The organism is Streptomyces sp. NPDC001450 (assembly GCF_053597295.1).
The window spans coordinates 1-1,049 of record NZ_JBSFHY010000160.1; the positions used below are offsets into that span (position 1 = coordinate 1).

Annotated in this window: 1 protein-coding gene; it reads right to left on the reverse strand. The window is 70.2% G+C overall.

The annotated features are described in order from the left end of the window. Nucleotides 1-893 (reverse strand): acyltransferase domain-containing protein (locus ACWC5O_RS45535; RefSeq protein ID WP_450781418.1); only part of this gene is annotated, 893 nt, incomplete at its 3' end. Nucleotides 894-1,049: the final 156 nt, after the last annotated feature.

A 1,049-nucleotide genomic window follows, 5' to 3' on the forward strand; every position in this document is an offset into this window, starting at 1 on the left:
GCGAGGGTGCGGACGGCGTCGGCGTAACGCACGGTCCGCCGCACGTGCCGCACCCAGTACTCCGGTGACATCAACTCCTCGGCACTCACCGCCTCACCGGTCACCGTGGAGACCACAGGCAGCCTCGGCCGCCCGTACGACAACCCCTCCGCGACCACCCGGAAGCCGGCCAGCATCGGCTCCATCAACGGCGAGTGGAACGCATGGCTCACCCGCAGGGCGGTCGCCTTGCGGCCCTGGGCACGGAAGTGCGCAGCCACCTCCTCCACCGCGTCGACCGCACCCGAAACCACCACCGCCCGCGGACCGTTGACCGCCGCAATACCCACCTCGTCACTGAGCAGCGGCAACACCTCGTCCTCGGCCGCCTGCACCGCGACCATCGCACCACCCTCAGGCAGCGCCTGCATCAACCGGCCACGCGCCACCACCAGACGGCACGCATCCGCCAGCGACCACACCCCCGCCACATGCGCCGCCGCGATCTCACCGATCGAATGACCGGCCAGCACATCCGGGCGCACACCCCACGACTCCAGCAACCGGAACAACGCCACCTCGAGGGCGAACAGAGCGGGCTGCGCGTACTCCGTCCGGTTCAGACGCTCCGCGTCCTCACCGAAGACCACCTCCCGCAGATCGAACGGAAGTTCCGCGTCCACCGCGTCGAAAGCCCCGGCGAAGACCGGATACGCCTCGTACAACTCCCGTCCCATACCCAGCCGCTGCGAGCCCTGCCCCGCGAACAGGAACGCCGTACGCCCCCGCAGCACCGCACCCCGCACCACCCGCGCATCCGCCTCACCGGACGCCAACGCCGCAAGCCCAGACCGCAGGTCCTCCACACCCGAACCCACGACCACAGCACGGTCCTCGAACACCGACCGCGTCACCGCAAGCGAAAACCCCACATCAGCCACAGAACCGACCGAACCGTCCACGACCTCCAACAGCCGACCGGCCTGCCCCCGAAGAGCCACCTCCCCCCGCGCTGACACCGGCCACACCACAACCCCGCCACCACCGACACCACCGGCACCACCGGCACC